This is a genomic window from Streptomyces sp. Ru62 (assembly GCF_002920615.1).
Classification (GTDB): Bacteria; Actinomycetota; Actinomycetes; order Streptomycetales; family Streptomycetaceae; genus Streptomyces.
Genome location: NZ_PQSU01000004.1, coordinates 203,458 through 219,764 on the forward strand (window position 1 = coordinate 203,458; position 16,307 = coordinate 219,764).

Annotated in this window: 14 protein-coding genes and 2 pseudogenes; 8 read left to right on the plus strand and 8 right to left on the minus strand. The window is 72.1% G+C overall.

What is annotated here, in order from left to right:
• Positions 1–99: 99 nt before the first annotated feature.
• On the minus strand, positions 100–657 hold the full coding sequence (locus tag C3492_RS07140; protein ID WP_258055545.1) for a hypothetical protein: 558 nt from the start codon (positions 655–657) through the stop codon (positions 100–102).
• A 140-nt stretch (positions 658–797) separates the two neighbouring features.
• Here C3492_RS07140 and C3492_RS07145 point away from each other — a divergent pair, with 140 nt between their 5' ends.
• Together C3492_RS07145 and C3492_RS07150 are read left to right on the plus strand one after the other, a co-directional pair.
• A complete protein-coding gene (locus C3492_RS07145) occupies positions 798–1,571 on the plus strand; it encodes an IclR family transcriptional regulator (protein WP_103810877.1) in 774 nt (257 codons plus the stop codon).
• On the plus strand, positions 1,568–2,413 hold the full coding sequence (locus tag C3492_RS07150; protein ID WP_103810878.1) for an SMP-30/gluconolactonase/LRE family protein: 846 nt from the start codon (positions 1,568–1,570) through the stop codon (positions 2,411–2,413). Before C3492_RS07145 ends, C3492_RS07150 begins: the two co-directional genes overlap by 4 nt.
• Positions 2,414–2,550: 137 nt before the next feature.
• Here C3492_RS07150 and C3492_RS07155 read toward each other — a convergent pair whose 3' ends face one another.
• Genes C3492_RS07155 through C3492_RS07165 form a run of 3 tightly spaced genes read right to left on the minus strand, consistent with a single transcriptional unit; the run spans position 2,551 to position 5,796 of the window.
• Positions 2,551–3,945: an FAD-dependent oxidoreductase gene (locus tag C3492_RS07155; RefSeq protein ID WP_181140238.1), complete on the minus strand. Its 1,395-nt coding sequence runs from the start codon at positions 3,943–3,945 to the stop codon at positions 2,551–2,553.
• Positions 3,938–5,167: an MAB_1171c family putative transporter gene (locus C3492_RS07160; protein ID WP_103810880.1), complete on the minus strand. Its 1,230-nt coding sequence runs from the start codon at positions 5,165–5,167 to the stop codon at positions 3,938–3,940. Before C3492_RS07160 ends, C3492_RS07155 begins: the two co-directional genes overlap by 8 nt.
• Positions 5,164–5,796: a toxin-antitoxin system, toxin component family protein gene (locus tag C3492_RS07165; RefSeq protein WP_181140239.1), complete on the minus strand. Its 633-nt coding sequence runs from the start codon at positions 5,794–5,796 to the stop codon at positions 5,164–5,166. The genes C3492_RS07160 and C3492_RS07165 overlap by 4 nt, the downstream gene beginning before the upstream one ends.
• Before the next feature lie 217 nt (positions 5,797–6,013).
• Between C3492_RS07165 and C3492_RS45460 the strand changes: the two are divergent.
• From C3492_RS45460 to C3492_RS07185, 3 genes and pseudogenes are all read left to right on the plus strand, one after another.
• Positions 6,014–6,369, plus strand: a pseudogene (locus tag C3492_RS45460) (sugar transporter); the annotation flags it as partial.
• Positions 6,338–6,562 (plus strand): annotated as a pseudogene (locus tag C3492_RS07180) (carbohydrate ABC transporter permease); the annotation flags it as partial. The pseudogenes C3492_RS45460 and C3492_RS07180, both read left to right, overlap by 32 nt.
• Before the next feature lie 39 nt (positions 6,563–6,601).
• A complete protein-coding gene (locus C3492_RS07185; protein WP_103810883.1) occupies positions 6,602–8,116 on the plus strand; it encodes an alpha-N-arabinofuranosidase in 1,515 nt (504 codons plus the stop codon).
• On the opposite strand, the gene C3492_RS07190 is transcribed toward C3492_RS07185, so the two are convergent.
• Positions 8,103–11,057, minus strand: coding sequence for a beta-galactosidase (locus C3492_RS07190; protein ID WP_103810884.1), 2,955 nt, complete (start codon positions 11,055–11,057; stop codon positions 8,103–8,105). The genes C3492_RS07185 and C3492_RS07190 overlap by 14 nt on opposite strands.
• Positions 11,058–11,132: 75 nt before the next feature.
• On the opposite strand from C3492_RS07190, the gene C3492_RS07195 reads away from it, so the two are divergent.
• The 3 genes from C3492_RS07195 (at position 11,133) to C3492_RS07205 (ending at position 12,774) form a co-directional block, all read left to right on the plus strand.
• Complete coding sequence (locus tag C3492_RS07195; RefSeq protein ID WP_103810885.1) at positions 11,133–11,591, plus strand: Rrf2 family transcriptional regulator; 459 nt, start codon at positions 11,133–11,135, stop codon at positions 11,589–11,591.
• 69 nt (positions 11,592–11,660) lie between these two features.
• Positions 11,661–11,864, plus strand: a complete 204-nt coding sequence (locus C3492_RS07200; RefSeq protein WP_103810886.1) for a hypothetical protein — start codon at positions 11,661–11,663, stop codon at positions 11,862–11,864.
• 259 nt (positions 11,865–12,123) lie between these two features.
• Complete coding sequence (locus C3492_RS07205; protein WP_103810887.1) at positions 12,124–12,774, plus strand: DUF4360 domain-containing protein; 651 nt, start codon at positions 12,124–12,126, stop codon at positions 12,772–12,774.
• Between the two features lie 93 nt (positions 12,775–12,867).
• Here the strand turns inward: C3492_RS07205 and C3492_RS07210 are convergent, their stop codons facing one another.
• From C3492_RS07210 to C3492_RS07220, 3 genes are all read right to left on the minus strand, one after another.
• Entirely contained in the window at positions 12,868–13,320 is a 453-nt protein-coding gene (locus C3492_RS07210) for a hypothetical protein (RefSeq protein WP_258055546.1), read from the minus strand.
• 31 nt (positions 13,321–13,351) lie between these two features.
• Positions 13,352–15,043 carry a histidinol-phosphate transaminase gene (locus C3492_RS07215; RefSeq protein ID WP_103810888.1) on the minus strand — a complete coding sequence of 564 codons (1,692 nt, stop codon included), beginning with the start codon at positions 15,041–15,043 and terminating at the stop codon, positions 13,352–13,354.
• A gap of 102 nt (positions 15,044–15,145) precedes the next feature.
• Entirely contained in the window at positions 15,146–16,306 is a 1,161-nt protein-coding gene (locus tag C3492_RS07220) for an aldose epimerase family protein (RefSeq protein ID WP_103810889.1), read from the minus strand.
• Position 16,307 lies beyond the last annotated feature (1 nt).

A 16,307-nucleotide genomic window follows, 5' to 3' on the forward strand; every position in this document is an offset into this window, starting at 1 on the left:
GGAATTCCGCTACTTCCGATGCTGCTCCAGCTTTCGCCGCCCTGCATCCCGGGGAACGGGGGCAGCGTCAGAAAGCGTGGTGGAGAAGCGAGTTGACGCTCAGGTGAGGACGGCCGTCCGCTGGAGCAGCCCCCAGGTGAACTCGGCGACCACCTGCCGCCGTACGCCGTCGTGGTCGGGGGCGGTGAGGGCCAGCCCCCACCGGGTCGGGGCGGTGCCCTCCAGCGGACGTGCGGGGGCGAAGGCGCGGGCGGCCTCGTCCACCGTGCAGGACCACGGGGTCAGATCCTCCAGCGTGCGCAGCTCCGGCGCCGGCGCACCCGGCGCCCGCACCAGCCACGCGTTCCAGACCCCGCCGTCGGGTCCGACGAGCACCTCGAAGCGCAGGGCGGGCCAGAGCGGCAGGGTCCACCGCCGGGCCTCGCAGTCGGCGTCGCCCAGCCGGCGGGGCACCACGGACTCCGGTTCACCGAGGACGGAGCGGTACCGGGCGGCCGCGCCGCGGGACCGGGGTGAGCGGACCATGGCCTGCCACCGCTTGTTGGCCTCCCGCATGTCCCCGACCGAGGCGCCCAGCCGCCGCCGGGCGTCCTCCACGAGGTCCGGGTTGTGGTCGGCCATGCGGCGCAGCAGGACCAGCTGGAAGTCGAGATCCATGGTGTCCATGGTGCCCGTGACCACAGGGGTCGTTCCCGACCCATTGCCCGCACCACCCACCATGACTAGCCTGTGTTCGTCATGCCGATCGTCTGTTGAAATCTCGAACGCAGACGCCAGACCAAGGGAGGGGGCCGGACGTGGGACGCCTCGTGCCTGCCGTGACCCGGGCTCTCGACATTCTTGAGCTGTTCCTCGACGGGGACGGGACGCTCTCCGCCCCCGACATCGTGCGCAAGCTCCAGCTGCCCCGCACCACCGTGCACGAGCTGGTCACCACGCTCGCCGCCCGGTCGTACATCGTGCCGGTGCCCGGCCAGCCCGGACGGTACCGGCTCGGGGTACGCCCGTACCAGCTCGGCAGCCGTTACGCCGAGCAGCTCGACCTCGCCGCCGAGGGCCAGCAGGTGGCCCGCTCCGTCGCCGAGACCTGCGACGAGACGGTGCACGTCGCCATCCTGGAGGGCACCGACGTCATCTACATCGCCAAGGTCGACTCCACGCACGCGGTCCGCATGGTCTCCGCCGCCGGCCGCCGGCTGCCCGCCCACTGCACCTCCGTCGGCAAGATGCTGCTGGCCTCGCTGCCCGAGCCGGAGCTGACCGCGCGGATCCCCGACGGGACCGAACTGGCCGCGATGACCCCGAACAGCATCACCGACCCGGCCGCCCTGCGCGAGGTCCTCGCGGACATCCGGCAGCGCGGGATCGCGGTGGAGAACCGCGAGTCCAACCCCGACGTCTCCTGTGTGGCCGCGCCGGTCCGCGACCGCACCGGACAGGTCGTGGCCGCGCTGTCGATCTCCGTCCCGATGATCCGCTGGAGCGACGAGCGCCGGGCCGAGCTGGAGCAACTGGCCGCGAAGGGCGCGGCGGAACTGTCGGAGCGGCTGGGCCACCGGAGCGCGGCATGACGGCGTACGAGGTCGCGGTGCGGGCGGAGGCCGCGCTCGGCGAGGGACCCACCTGGGACCCGGCGACGGGCCGGCTGATCTGGCTGGACATCCTGGGCGCGCGGCTGCACACCTACGAGCCCTCCTCCGGCCGGCGCACGGTCCGTACGACACCGCAGCACGTCGGCGCGGCCAAGCCCCGGGCGGGCGGCGGCCTGGTGCTCAACCTGCGGGACGGCGTGGGCCTGCTGGACTCCGACGACACGTTCCGCTGGCTGCACCACGAGCCGGTCGCGGGGCGCCGCGCGAACGACGCGGCGGTGGCGCCCGACGGTTCGCTGTGGGCGGGCACGATGCGGTACGACGAGGCGCCCGGCGGGGGCACGCTGTCCCGGCTGACCGGGGACGGCGCCGTGCGCACGGTCCTGCCGGACGTCACGGTCAGCAACGGCACGGGCTGGAGCCCCGACGGCCGTCTGATGTACTACATCGACAGCCCCACCCGGCGCGTCGACGTCTTCGACCACGACGCGGACGGCATCCATGAGCGCCGGACGCTGGTGGAGATCGAGGAGGGCGCGGGCTTCCCGGACGGGCTGACCGTCGACGCGGAGGGCTGCGTGTGGGTGGCGCTGTGGGACGGGGGAGCGGTCCGCCGCTACACGCCCGCCGGCGAGCTGGACCGGGTGATCACCTTGCCGACCCCCCGCACGACAGCCTGCGCATTCGGTGGCCCCGCCCTGACCGACCTCTACATCACGACCGCCCGCACGGGCCTGCCGCCTTCCGACCCCCTGTCGGGCTCCCTGCTCGTGGTACCCGGCGCGGGACAGGGCCTGCCCCAACCGCCGTTCCAGGGCTGAGCCCGCCGACGCGCCTCGCGGGCGGGCGGCACCACGCAGCCGACGGAACCGCAGTTCCCCAGGGGCGCGGGGAACTGCGCGACCGGCCACCACGGACCCGCGGACGGCGGACGGCGGACGGCGGAGCCCCCCGCGCCCTACAACCCCGCGGACCGGCGCTCCTGAGAGGTCAGCGGCGGAGCAGCAAGCGCCGGCTTCAAAGGCCCCGCCACCGCCGCGACCACCACACTCGGCGCCAGCAGCGCCTCCGCCCCCCGCTGAAGCGCCGTCACGTCCGTCACCCGCCGGGCCACGCGCCCGTTCCCCGTGGCGGTCCGCAGCAGGCGGCCGACGTACGCGGCCAGCACCCGGTCCCGCAGCGTCGGCCCCTCCTCGGTCGCGCCCGCATAGAACACGTCCGCCCCGACGGCGAGATCCCATGCCGCCCGGACCGTCCGCCCGACCGCCTTCTGCGCCTCCCGGGCCAGTCCCCGGCCGCCCAGCCCCTGACGCCGTACCACGTCCCGCAGGGCCAGCGCCGATCGTGCGGCCACCGCCATGCCGTGCCCGTACACCGGGTTCAGCGCGCACACCGCGTCGCCGACGACCACGAAGTTCTCCGGCCACACCGGCATCCGCTCGAAGAAGTGGCGCCGGTTCGCCGTCGTCCGCGTGACCGCCACCTCGCCGAGCGGCTCCGCGCCCCCGCCCAGCAGCTCCCCGATCAGCGGATGCCGCAGCCCGTGACGGGCGTAGCGCTCGAACTCCTCGGCGGAGGACGGCGGTTCGTCACCGCGCCCGCCGAACAGCGTGACGATCCACTTGCCGTCCTCGACCGGCATCAACACGCCCCCGCGTCCGGTCCCGGAACCCCGCGGATCGGGCTCGATGTTGACGACCGGGAAACCGGCCCGGGCCGCCTCCGGCGCCCGGTACAGCCGGCTGGCGTACACCAGCCCGGAGTCGACCTCCCGCCGCTCGACGGCGGGCAGTCCCAGCCCGGTCAGCCACCCCGCCGCCCGCGAGCCGCGCCCGGTCGCGTCCACGACCAGGTCGGCCGTCAGCGTCCGCTCGGCGCTGTCGTGGGCGCGGATGCGCACCCCCGTCACCGCGCCGCCCGCACCGGTGAGCCCCGTCGCCTCGGCCCGCTCCACCAGTGCGATCCGCCCGTCGGCCAGCACCAGCCCCCGTACCACCCAGTCCAGCAGATCCCGGCTCGCCGGCAGCATGAACGCGGACTCGGCCCAGCGCCGGTACCAGCCGTACGGGGAGAGCGCCACCATGTCCGTGGTCATCGGCACCCGGCTCACCCCGGCCGCGCACAACCGCCCGATCGCCCCGGGCAGCAGTTCCTCCAGTGCCCGCGCCCCGCCCGACCAGAGCTGATGCACATGCCGGGCCTGGGGCAGTCCCTTGCGGGGCGCGGGCCCGTCGGGCAGCGCGTCCCGCTCGACCACCGTCACCCGGGCGCCGCCGGCCGCCAGGGCACGGGCCGTGAGCAGGCCGGCGAGGGAGCCGCCGAGAACGACGGCGGTGGGTCTGTGCTCATTCATGAACGGCAACGCTCTCTGCTGGGACGGCCGCACGCGCGCGCACCGCCGCGATGTCGTCGGAACGGCGGAGGGCTCGGGAGACGGCCCCGATCTCCTGGAGCAGGTTCGTGGTGTCCGGCCCGGTGGCCGCCTCGGACGGCTCCGGCGTACGGGCCTTGGTCTCGACGGCGTCGAGGATGCTCACCGCGGCCGCCAGCGCGCGGGCCCGCTCGGGCGGGTGGCCGAGGCCGAGCGCGGCGTCGTACGCGCGCCGGCCGAGCCCGGTGTCGATGTGCCGGGCCAGCGGCAGCAGCACGTCCCGGATGAACGTTTCGCGCCGGGTGAGCCGCAGTTCGGGCGTGGCGCGCAGCACGAACGGCACCCCTTCGCCGTTCGCGGTGCGCATCAGCTGGTACAGGGGCCGCAGGTCGCGGTGGGCGAGCCGGACCCGCCAGCGGTCGTGCAGGTACTGGCCGGCGTGCGGCAGGATGAAGCCGACGGCGATGAGAATGGCGGAGAGCGCGGCCACGGGCGGGGCCAGATCGGTGCTCAGCCAGTCCAGGTCCTGGCCGAACCAGCGGGCGACGACGGCGATCAGCTTGACCGCGTCGAAGATCAGGTTCAGCACGTATCCGGCGCCCAGCAGCTTCAGGCCCCAGCGCAGCCAGGCGTCCAGGCCCTCGGTGCGCACCCAGTTCCAGATGAGCCGGGAGGTGATCAGGCAGGCCACGGCGTGCGCGACGAGGTAGAGCAGGATCTCCTCGCGCATGAACGGGGTGGTCGCGTAGTGGGTGTCCAGGTCCCGCAGCCGCTCCTCGGGGGCGTCGGCGAGCAGGAACAGCACCCACAGGGCGACGATCACCCCCGAGTACACCGAAATCACCCAGCGCATGGCGCGGCGGGTGGCGGCCGAGCGGTCGGACAGGCCGTTGCGCCAGGTGATGATGAGCAGCAGACAGGAGCCGCAGAACGCGGTGATCAGCGAATAGCACCAGGGCGCCGAGATGTTGGGCACGCCGGTCACCCGGTTGACCCAGGCGATGGTGGACGGGGTGCAGAACACGAACACCGCGCAGGCGAGCAGCAGCAGGCCGCCGACCGCGCGCAGCAGCGGGTCCCGCCACAGCCGGATGATGGTGGGCAGCTTGATCACCAGGGCGGCGGTGAGCACGGCCGTGGGGATCCAGAAGGAGATGTAGAACTCGTCGAGGAATCCCGAGGGGTTCAGCGCCAGCCGGATCACCGGGCCGCTCCGCCACGCCCCCGGTATCCGAGGGAACGCTGCACCGGGTCCGGCGGGGTGGTGCGGGCCCCGCTGAGGTGGCCCCGGAACAGGGTGGCCAGGCGGTGCCCGAAGTCGTCGGCCTCGGCCTCGTCGGTCTCCCGGGAGCCGTCGCGGGCGGCCACGGTGAGGGCCGCCTCCCGCCAGCCGGGCGTGTCGGTGAGGGCCCGGGCGGCGGCGGCCCCGGCCAGGTGGTGGTGCCGGTGCCCGGCGTGCAGGTGCCACAGCTCGTGCCCGAGGATGACCAGTTGCTGCACGGCCTCGGCGCGCTCCTCCACGATGACCAGGTCGAAGTCGGCGAACTCGACCCACAGACCGGTGACTTCGAGCTCGTCCGGGAAGCGTTCGAAGCGCAGCTCCACCGGCCGACCGCCTCGCAGCGCGCTCATCTCCTCGCACAGCGCCCGGCACAACGCCCGTATGCCGTCGGGTGGTTCGGGCCGGGCGCGGACGGCGGCGGCGAGGTCGCCGGCCAGGGCGCGCATCGCCGAGCCGGGACCGGAGCGCCGTATGCGGGCCGGGCCGGAGCGGGAGCGTCGCAGTCGTGAGGTCAGGCGTGCCGCCTGCTCCCGCGCGCCCCCGAAACTCATCTGTCTCCCTTCCCACCACCGGTTGCGGCTGGTCCGAGCGTACGCGCCTGGATGTGTCCGCGTCATGCGATCCGGCGACCGTTGTTCAACAAGGAACCACCTATGAGCTTGTGCCCGACCCATTGACGCGGAAGCGCTCCGAATCTACGGTCCCGTTCGAGGTTACGAGCGCTATCCGATATCTCGAACGGCGATACCTCGAACGGTGGGGCAAGGTATGGGACAACCTGGCCTGAATCGCAGGCGACTTCTCGGCGCGGCGGCCGGCTTGACGGCAGCAGCCGGCTTCGGCTTCGCCGCCCTCGGCAGCGGGGCCGACGCACTCGCCTCCGGCACGCACACCCGGGTCCGCTACTGGAACCTCCGGCCGCCGGCAACCACGCACCCGACCTCGGCGTCATGCACATCGGCCGCGTCGCCGGCTTCTCGCCGGGCCGGCTCCTGGACGCCTGGGACGTCGGCCTGCTCGCCGAGTACGGCCTGCGCGAGCAGGACTACAACCCCCGGCTGTGGCAGCGCGGCGTCATCGACGGCGAGCTCTATCGCCTCGTGGAACAACTTCCTGTGGCCCTACATGGTGACCAACGACCCCGACCTGATGACCATGCCGAACGGCATCGCGACCGTCATGAACTCCTACGGCATCCAGTGGGCCCAGCTGATGGCCGGCGGCCTCATGGCGGGACTGCCGCTGATCGTCGTCTTCGTCTTCTTCCAGCGCCAGATCGTGGCGGGCGTCGCCCCCACCGGCCTGGCCGGCCAGTAGCCACAGTCCGCACACAAGCCACCCACCCCGGAAGGCACCATGCACCCCGCTCGCTTCACCCTCGACCCCGCCTTCACCATCGGCGCGGTCAACCCCCGCCTCTTCGGCTCCTTCGTGGAACACCTCGGCCGCTGCGTCTACACCGGCATCTACGAACCGGACCACCCCGCTGCGGACGCCGACGGCCTCCGCACCGACGTACTGGACCTGGTCCGTGAACTCGGCGTCACCACCATCCGCTACCCGGGCGGCAACTTCGTGTCCGGGTACAAGTGGGAGGACTCGGTCGGCCCGGTGGAAGACCGCCCCCGCCGCCTGGACCTGGCCTGGCACTCCACCGAGACCAACCGCTTCGGCCTCTCCGAATACATCGCGTTCCTGAAGAAGCTCGGTCCACAGGCCGAACCCATGATGGCGGTGAACCTCGGGACGAGAGGCGTGGCGGAGGCCCTCGAACTCCAGGAGTACGCCAACCACCCCGGCGGCACCGCCCTCTCCGACCTGCGCGCCGCCCACGGCGACAAGGAGCCCTTCGGCATCAGGCTCTGGTGCCTCGGCAACGAGATGGACGGCCCCTGGCAGACCGGCCACAAGACGGCGCGGGAGTACGGACGGATCGCCGCCGAGACCGCCCGTGCCATGCGCCGGCAGGACCCGGGCGTGGAACTGGTCGCCTGCGGCTCCTCCAGTCAGGCCATGCCCACCTTCGCCGAGTGGGAGGCGACCGTCCTCGCGGAGACCTACGACCTGGTCGACCACATCTCGCTGCACGCCTACTACGAGCCCGTCGACGGCGACCTGGACTCCTTCCTCGCCTCGGCCGTGGACATGGAGTCCTTCATCGAGAACGTGATCGCCACGGCCGACCACGTGGGCGCGAGACTGAAGTCGAAGAAGAGGATCAACCTCTCCTTCGACGAGTGGAACGTCTGGTACCTCTCGAAGTGGGAGGAGTACGCCAGGACCATCGACCGGTCCGACTGGCCCGAGGCGCCCCGCCTGCTGGAGGACAACTACAGCGTCACGGACGCGGTCGTCTTCGGCTCGCTGCTCATCGCGCTGCTCCGGCACGCCGACCGTGTCACCGTCGCCTGCCTCGCCCAGCTCGTCAACGTGATCGCCCCGATCATGACCGAGCCGGGCGGCCCGGCCTGGCGGCAGACGACGTTCTTCCCCTTCGCGCAGGCCGCGCGGTACGGCCGGGGCCAGGTGCTGGACGTCCGTGTGGACTCGCCGACGTACGAGACGAAGAAGTACGGCGAGACCGACCTGCTGCACGCCACCGCCGTCCGTGCGGACGACGGCACGGTCACCGTGTTCGCCGTCAACCGCGGCCGCACCGAGCCCCTGCCCCTGGAAGTGGCGCTGAACGGACTGGAACTGACCACCGTCACCGAGCACAGCGCGCTCGCGGACGCCGACCCCGACGCCCGCAACACCCTGACCGACCCCCAGCGCGTCACCCCGCACCCGGTCGAGGGCACCCCCCTGAGGGACGGCACCCTCACCGCCGTACTGGAGCCGCTGTCCTGGAACGTGATCAGACTGGCGTGACCGGTACGCCGCCCGTCGCCCTGCCGAGCAGCGTCAGCCGGACCGACCCGGGGCCCGACAGCGTGGTGAACTCCGAGAGGACCGCCAGCGCGAGGGTGTTGGTGCCCCGGGTGCGCAGGATGCCGTTCGGCAGGACGAAGGTGTGCTGCGGGCCGACGTTGTTGATGTACTGGCCCAGGTTCCAGCCGTTGAGGAAGATCTGCGCGCGGTAGGCGCGGTACGGGTCGTCGTCCAGGGTCAGGCCGACCGACGCGTCGATGTCGGCCGGCACCGACAGCCGGAACGTCGTCCGGTACCAGGTCACCCCCTGGTACCGCGCCGCGCGCGGGAAGGTCACCTTCTCCCAGTCCCCGTCCCGGAAGCCCGGCAGGTGCCAGCCCTCCCGCTCGCCGTACAGACCGCCGTTGTTCATCGGCCCGCGCACGGGGTCGGGAGCACCCGCCCCCTGGACGCGCCACCGCACCTTGGGCGACGCCCCCCTGAACGTGACCGCCGTCAGGCCCCGCGCCACCTTGTGGGTGTCGAGCGCCTTGCCGTCCTGGTCGTGCTGCATGCGCCGGACGAGGACCGACAGAACGTGCCGGCCGGGGGAGCGCAGCCGCTCACGCACCGGGAAGACCGCCGTCTCCGCCCAGCTGCCCTTGCGGATGGTCACGTTCTTGTCCGGCACCGGCATCCGGTGCGTGCCCAGCGGCTCGCCGTCCAGCCACGCCATCAGCAGGCCCTGGGTGCCGGTGCTGTAGGCGAGCGAGACCTCCTCGACACCGGTGGTGCCGTTCAGTTCGCCCCGGTACCAGACGTCCCCGTAGTGGAAGCCGTAGTCGTCCGCGAAGAGGACCGGCTGTCCGTCCGGGACCGCCGTGGTGCTGTACGACGACGTCTTGTCGGCGACCTTCCATGACGAGTCGTCGAAGCTCGGGCCCGCCTCCGGGTTCTCCCTCCGCATCCGCCAGCCGCCCAGCTCGGGCAGCCGCACCTCGGGCACGTCCGGCAGCATCCCGGTGGTCAGCAGGCTGCCGGAGAGCGTGGCCCGGGTGGGCAGCTTCCGCCCGTTCCAGACCAGGGTGTCGATCCCGCGCGGGCCCCACACCTCCATGCCCGTCCGCTCGGTGACGTCACCCGTCAGATGGACCTCCGAGCCGCGCAGCTCCGCGTGCCGCAGCAGCGCCGGGCCGTAGACGAGGAGGGTCCCGGACGGGGTGTCGTAGGGGAAGAGGCGTACGGCGGTGGCGTCGTCGGCGAAGAGCAGCAGCAGCGGGGTGTCCGTCTCGCCCTTCCGCACCAGCACCCGGGTCAGCCCGTCCTGGCCGAGGGGGGCGTTCACATGGAGTTCGTTCCGGTCGTAGGCCCAGCCGGCCTCCGGGTCCAGCCGCTGCACGGAGGGCTCTTCCGGGCACTTCAGCACCAGCTCGGCCATCTCCTCGCTGCGCCCGGCGAACACGGCGATGTCCTGCCGGCCCACCGTCAGGACCGTCATGGGCGCGACGGTGGCGTACTTCAGGGTCCGCCTGCCCAGCGGCAGCCCGGTGGTGAGCAGCTTGGCGTCCTTGCCGGGCACGGTGACCGGCAGCCTGCCGGCGTCGGTGGGCAGTTCGGTGGTCACCGGATCGGTGCCGTCGTTGCGGGCGACGTACACATGGGTGCCGGTGTCCGGGTTGGTCAGGTGGTAGACCTTCAGCCCGTCGGCCGTCACGTCCGCCGCCCGGTCCAGCTTGGCGAAGTCGGGGACGCGCTGGAGCAGATGGCCGAGCTGGTGCATCGGCGCGATCTTGTCCGTGACGTTCCGGCCCTCGTCGATGGCGGCGCCGTAGTCGTACGACGTGTAGACGACCGGCGCGGGCAGCCAGCCCCACGACGTCCCCCCGAACGTCATGTACACGTTGTGCAGGGTGAGCCCGTTGGCGAGGTTGGTCAGATAGAACCGCCGCTCGTACGCGGCGTCCCGGGTGCGCCGCGACTCGGCGTACCCCTTGCCGTCGAACCACGCCCCGCCCCACGGATCGAACCAGCCGCCCCCGAACTCCGGCACGAACCCCGGCGTGGTGGGGGAGGCGGTGGCCCCGCCCTTCGCCCCGCCGGGCCCGTAGTGCCCCCAGTCCGGCGGGGTCTGCGACGGCGACGGATACCCGTCGAACCCGTACAGCCAGCCGCCCCTCTCCCCACCGGTGTCGAAGGACCCCGGCACCCAGTACCCGTTCCGCCCCTTGTCGTTGTGGAACAACGGGACGTCGATCCCGTCGGCCCGCACCTTCCGGTACAGGTGGGACATGTAGTTCCGCCCGGTGGCCTCGTTCGCATGGGCGTCGTACTCGTTCTCGATCTGGTACAGCAGGACCGTGCCGGTGCCCTGCGTGAACAGGTGCCGGCGGACGATCCGGTTCACCTGGGTCAGCCACTCGTCCACGTGCGCCAGGTAGGCCGGATCGTCGGTCCGGGCCGTGCCCCTGGTCGCCGTCAGCCACCCGGGGAAGCCCCCGCCGTCCACCTCGGCGTTGATGTAGGGACCGGGGCGCAGGATGACGTACAGCCCCGTCTCGGCGGCCGTCCGCAGGAACAGGTCCAGGTCCCGGACACCGCTGAAGTCGTACACGCCGGGCGCGGGGGAGTGGTAGTTCCACGCCACGTAGATGCTCACGGCGTTGTACCCGTGCGCCCGCATCTTCTGCAGCACGTCCCGCCACAGGGACGGGCTGGGCAGCCGGAACGGGTGCATCTCGCCGGACCACACCACCAGCCGCCGCCCGTCCACGAGCAGCGAGTACCGGTCGTACCCGATGGTGTGCCGCTCGCCGTCGGCGCGCGGCGGCAGCGGTGCCGGACCGGTCGGCGCACTGCTCCCCGCGTACGCGGAGGGCGCCCCGGGGCCGCCGCTGCCGCCCAGGGCGAGACCGAGCGCGGCGGAGCCGGCCAGGGCACTGAAGGTACGTCTGCTGAGCGCCAAGGTGGATCCTCCCGGGCGATCTTACGGGGGCGAGGTCCGGCCATTCTCCCCACGGCCACGCCCCACAATGGACCCATGAGGATCTCGGCACGGGCGGATTACGCGGTACGGGCGGTACTGGAGCTGGCCGTACGGCAGGGTAACGGCCCGGTGAAGGCAGAGGAAATCGCCGCCGTGCAGGGGATCCCGCACAAGTTCCTGGAAGGGATTCTCGGCGACCTCCGACGGGCCGGGATCGTCGACAGCCGGCGTGGCGGGGGCGGCGGCTACCGGCTGGCCCGGGAGGCGGCCTCGATCACCGTGGCCGACGTCATCCGGGCGGTCGACGGCCCGATCGTGTCGGTACGGGGCGAACGCCCGACGGGCCTGTCCTACACCGGCACCGCCCAGCCGCTGCTGCCCCTGTGGATCGCCCTGCGCGCCAACGTCCGCCGCATCCTGGAGGGCGTCACCCTCGCCGATCTCGCGGCCGACGCCCTCCCCGAGCCGGTCCGCGCCCTGGCGGCGGAACCGGCGGCCTGGGAGAACCCGTAAGGCGCAACGACTTCCCCCGGCCGGCGCACCGGCGGGTTTCCCTCGCGGGCGCACGTCGTTAGGGCGGGCATGATCAAGAAACTCGCCTGTGTCACCGTCCTGACGGCCGCCCTCCTGGCATCCGCCGCCACCGCCGAAGCCACCCCGCGCCCCGCACCGCCCACCGGTGTCCCCGGCGCCGCCCTCCTCGACGGCATCCTCGGCTCCCTGGAGATCGGCCACCCGGCCACTTCCCTCAGGACGATCCTCCCCACGGGCGTCCGGGGCCGGTGAACGACACGACCCACGTGTGAGCGCCCGGACCACCGGGCGCCGCGCTCATGGCGAGGAGGACGTGAAAACCCCGATGTGAATGGCCGGAGTTGACTCTCCCGGCGCCGGGCGGGGCTCCCTACGCTACCCCCGCCTCCACGCTCCGTTCACAACGAACGCACAGCTCCTTCAAACTTGAACGACTGAACGACTGAACGGCTGCACGACCCGGAGTGGATGGGCGGGAGGCACACCCCCCACTCGACAACCGGGAGAAACCATGGCTGGTGGAGTCCTGCTGAGCGGCGCCGTGGCCGCTCTCCTCACCACCGCACTGCCCGCCCAGAGCCCCGACTCCGTCTTCGACGACCCGCCCCCGGACAAGATCGTCATCGACGTGGCGACGGTCAACGGCTCGGGCTGCCCCGCCGGTACGGCCGCCGTGGCGGTCTCGCCGGACAACACCGCCTTCACGGTGACCTACAGCGCCTACCTGGCCCAGGCCGGCGGCAACTCGGACCCCACCGCCTTCCGCAAGAACTGCCAGCTCAACCTGGTGGTCCACGTCCCGCAGGGCTTCACCTACGCGATAGCCAGCGCCGACTACCGGGGCTTCGCCTCGCTCCAACGGGGCGCCACGGGCACGCAGAAGGCGTCGTACTACTTCCAGGGCTCGTCGAACACCGTGCCCCGGACCCACCCGTTCAACGGCCCCTACAACGACGACTGGCAGGCCACCGACTCGACCGACTGGGCGCAACTGGTCTGGGCGCCCTGCGGTGTGCTGCGCAACTTCAACATCAACACCGAGCTGCGCGTGAACGCGGGCACCACGGCCGCCGACAAGGTCAGCTTCATGACGATGGACTCGACGGACGGGGACATCAGTACGGTGTACCACTTGGCCTGGAAGGAATGCCCGCCCTCCTGACCGGGACCGGGACCCGCTCCGGTCAGTCACGTCCCGGCGAGGGTGACGCGCCGCCGGCTTCCCCCTCCCGTCCCCGGGGGAGTGGCCGGCAGGTCACGTACTGAGCGCGGGAATCAGGGAGGGGTCGGCACCGAGGTCCGTGACCCCCTCGCGGACCGCATCCGTGAACCGCGTCAGCTCGGCCAGCAGTCCCTCCCAGGGGACCGGCGCCGTCCAGTCGTCCGGCTCGAAGACCGAGCCGACCCGCCACCCGTCGCCGGTCTCCTCGATCCGTACCGTGCCCAGCTCCTCGAAGGACATCGACTCGAATCGGAAGCCCTCCCGCGCCTGCGGTTCCCGGTTCCGCTCCAGCCAGGTGACCAGGGCGCGTGCCAGTTCGGCGACCGGGAAGCCCTCCACCGCGCACACCGTCCGTTCGCCGTCCCGGAGGACGAGTTCCGCTTCGAGGTCCACCAGCAGGACGTGCACGGGTGCCGTCGCGGGTTCCATGCCCCGCCTCGGCAGGTCGGAGGTGTTCAGGTTCTCGTATGCGACACTCACCGGCATCGGGCGAACCTATCAACCACCGGGAGCGGCGTCAGACGGCCGCTTGGCCCGTCCCCGCCGCGTTCGGCCAGCTCTGTGCGTTGGGCCAGCCCGTCGCCGGGGCCGGGGTCAGGCCGGCGGCGGGCGCGGGGGCCGTCATCCCGCGGACCTGGGCTGCGGTGAGCCCGCCCCGGGCCGGAACGCCGGGCGGGGTGGGGGCCATGGTCGCGGCGGGCGCGAGAGGCACGGGTGCGGGGGCCGGTACGGGTGCAGGGGCCACCGGTGCCGGTACGGGCGCGGGAGCCACCGGCGCCGGTACGGGTGCCGGTACCGGGGTGGGAGCCGCCGGTACGGGTGCCGGTGCGGGCATCACGGCCGCCGCCGGAGCCGCCACCGATGCGGGCACCGGGGCCGGCGGAGCCGCCGGGGCTGCCGCCGGCATCGGCATCCCGCCGCCGGCCGGTGCCACGGCGGCGGGGAGCGGCATGCCGGTGCCGGCGGCCGGGGCGGGGCCGGACGCGGTGAGCCGCATTCCGGCCCCGTTGGTCTCGCTGACCAGCCGGTCGACCGCCGCCGTACCCGAGCTGTAGCTGGTCCCGGTGCCCAGCTCGGGTACGGTGGCTCCCCTCCTGGACCCGTAGAGCACCTGCTCCAGGCCGGACACCAGGCGACGCACGTCGACCTGGGGGCGCACCACGAGCCGCAGGAAGCGGCTGGAGGATCCGATCTTGTTGCCGCACTCGCGGACCAGGATCCGGTGCTCGGTGAGCATCCGGTCCCGTACCACCGTGCCTTCCGCCCCGACGGGCAGCCGTACGAAGAGGAAGTTGCCCTGGGAGGGGTAGACGGTGAGGCCGGGGAGTGCGGAGAGGTGGCTGGCCATCTCCAGGCGGTCCCGGCGGACCTGCTGGAGGCTCTGCGCGTACTCGGCGCCGTGCTCCTTCAGCATGAACACCACGTGCTCGGCGAAGGAGTTGAGGTTCCACTTCGGCAGCATGGAGCGGACCTTGCCCGCGAGCGCCGGGTTGGCGACGAGGTAGCCGAAGCGGATGCCGTGCAGGCCGAAGTTCTTGCCGAGGCTGCGCAGGACGATCACGTTGGGGCGGAGCATGGCCTCCTGGACGACGCTCGGCTCGGCCTCCGCGTCGGCGAACTCCAGGAAGGACTCGTCCACGATCACCAGATCGAGGTCGGCCATGGCGTCCATGAACTGCACGATCTGCCGGCGGCGCAGGTAGCCGCCGTCGGGGTTGTTGGGGTTGCAGATCACGGCCACCCGGGTGCCGCGGGCACGGATGAACTCGGCGTACTGTCCGAGGTCCAGGGCGAAGTCGTTCGCCTCCTGGAGCGGGAACATGTCGACCCGCTTGCCGGTCTCCATCGGCTGGTCGGTCCAGCGGCCGAAGGTGGGGACCGGTATCGCCAGGGACTCGCGGACCAGCAGGTGGTCGATCCAGGTGATCAGCTCGGTCGAGCCGTTGCCCATCGCCACGCACTGCGGCGGGAGCTGGAGCAGGTCGCACAGCTCCGCGGTGATGGTGTCGGCGCTGCTGGGGTAGTACGTGACGATCTCGCGCAGCCGGCCCGCCATCTCCTCGAACATGGCGGGCGTCGGGAAGTACGGATTGCACGGAATGCAGAAGTCCACCGGGCCGGTCCCGTCGCCGCCCTCCCGCGTCAGCGCCGCCATGGAGGGGCTGTGCGCGGCGGTGCCGCGGAACAACGAGGTGACGTTGCCGGCCAAGGGAACCTCCGTCGAAGGGTGGCCCGTGCGGGGGAGCACGGGCCACCCTTCGATACGGAGGAGACGGCAGTGGCGTTCAACTCACCGGCGGTGTGAGCCGGTTCACGCCCCGAAGGTGTGGAGGGTCGACGTCCGGTACGTCTGCCCCGGTCGCAGCACCGTCGACGGGAAGTTCGCGTGGTTCGGCGAGTCCGGGAAGTGCTGCGTCTCCAGGCACAGGGCGTCGCCCTGCCGGTAGGTGCGGCCGCCGGTGCCGGTGAGCGTCCCGTCGAGGAAGTTGCCGGAGTAGAACTGCAGGCCCGGCTGGTCGGTGGCGATCTTCAGGGTGCGGCCGGAACGCGGGTCGCGCAGGGTGGCGACGTGCTCGGGCTTCGCCGTGATCCCCTTGTCCAGCACCCAGTTGTGGTCGTACCCCTTCGCCTGCACCTGCTGCTCGTGGCCCGCGCGGATGTCCCGGCCGATGGGCTTGGCGTGCCGGAAGTCGAACGGGGTGCCCGCGACCCTGGCCAGCTCGCCGGTGGGGATCAGGCCGGAGTCGGTCGGGGTGTACCGGGAGGCGGCGATCGTGAGTTCGTGGTCCTCGATCGTGCCGCTGCCCTCGCCGGCCAGGTTCCAGTAGACGTGGCTGGTGAGGTTGACGACGGTGGCCTTGTCGGTGGTGGCCGCGTAGTCGATGCGCCAGTCGCCGTGCCGGGTGAGGGTGTACGTCACCGTCGTCCGCAGCGTGCCCGGGTAGCCCATCTCGCCGTCGACGCTCGTGTAGTGCAGGTGCAGCCCGACGTCGGAGCCCTTGGTGAACGGCTCGACCTGCCACACGTGCTTGTCGAAGCCCTTGGCCCCGCCGTGCAGGCTGTTGACGCCGTCGTTCACGGAGAGCTGGTACGCCGTGCCGTCCAGCGTGAACTGCCCCTTGCCGATGCGGTTGCCGTACCGGCCGATCAGGGCGCCGAAGTACGGGCTCTTCGCCACGTAGTCGGCGATGTCGTCGAAGCCGGCCACGACGTTGGCGTACCGGCCGTGCCGGTCGGGCAGCTCCAGGGTCTGGACGATGCCGCCGTAGGACAGCACCTTCAGCCGGGTGCCGCCGTTCTCCAGCGACCAGCGGTACACCTTCGTGCCGTCGGCGAGCGTGCCGAAGAGTTCCTTCACCGGCTTCCGGCCTCCTGAACCGGTGGTGGCCTGGGCGCTGCCCGTGCCGAGGGTGGTGGCGGCGAGACCCGCCGCGGCTGCTCCCGCGATGACCGTGCGTCTGTTCAGTTCCATA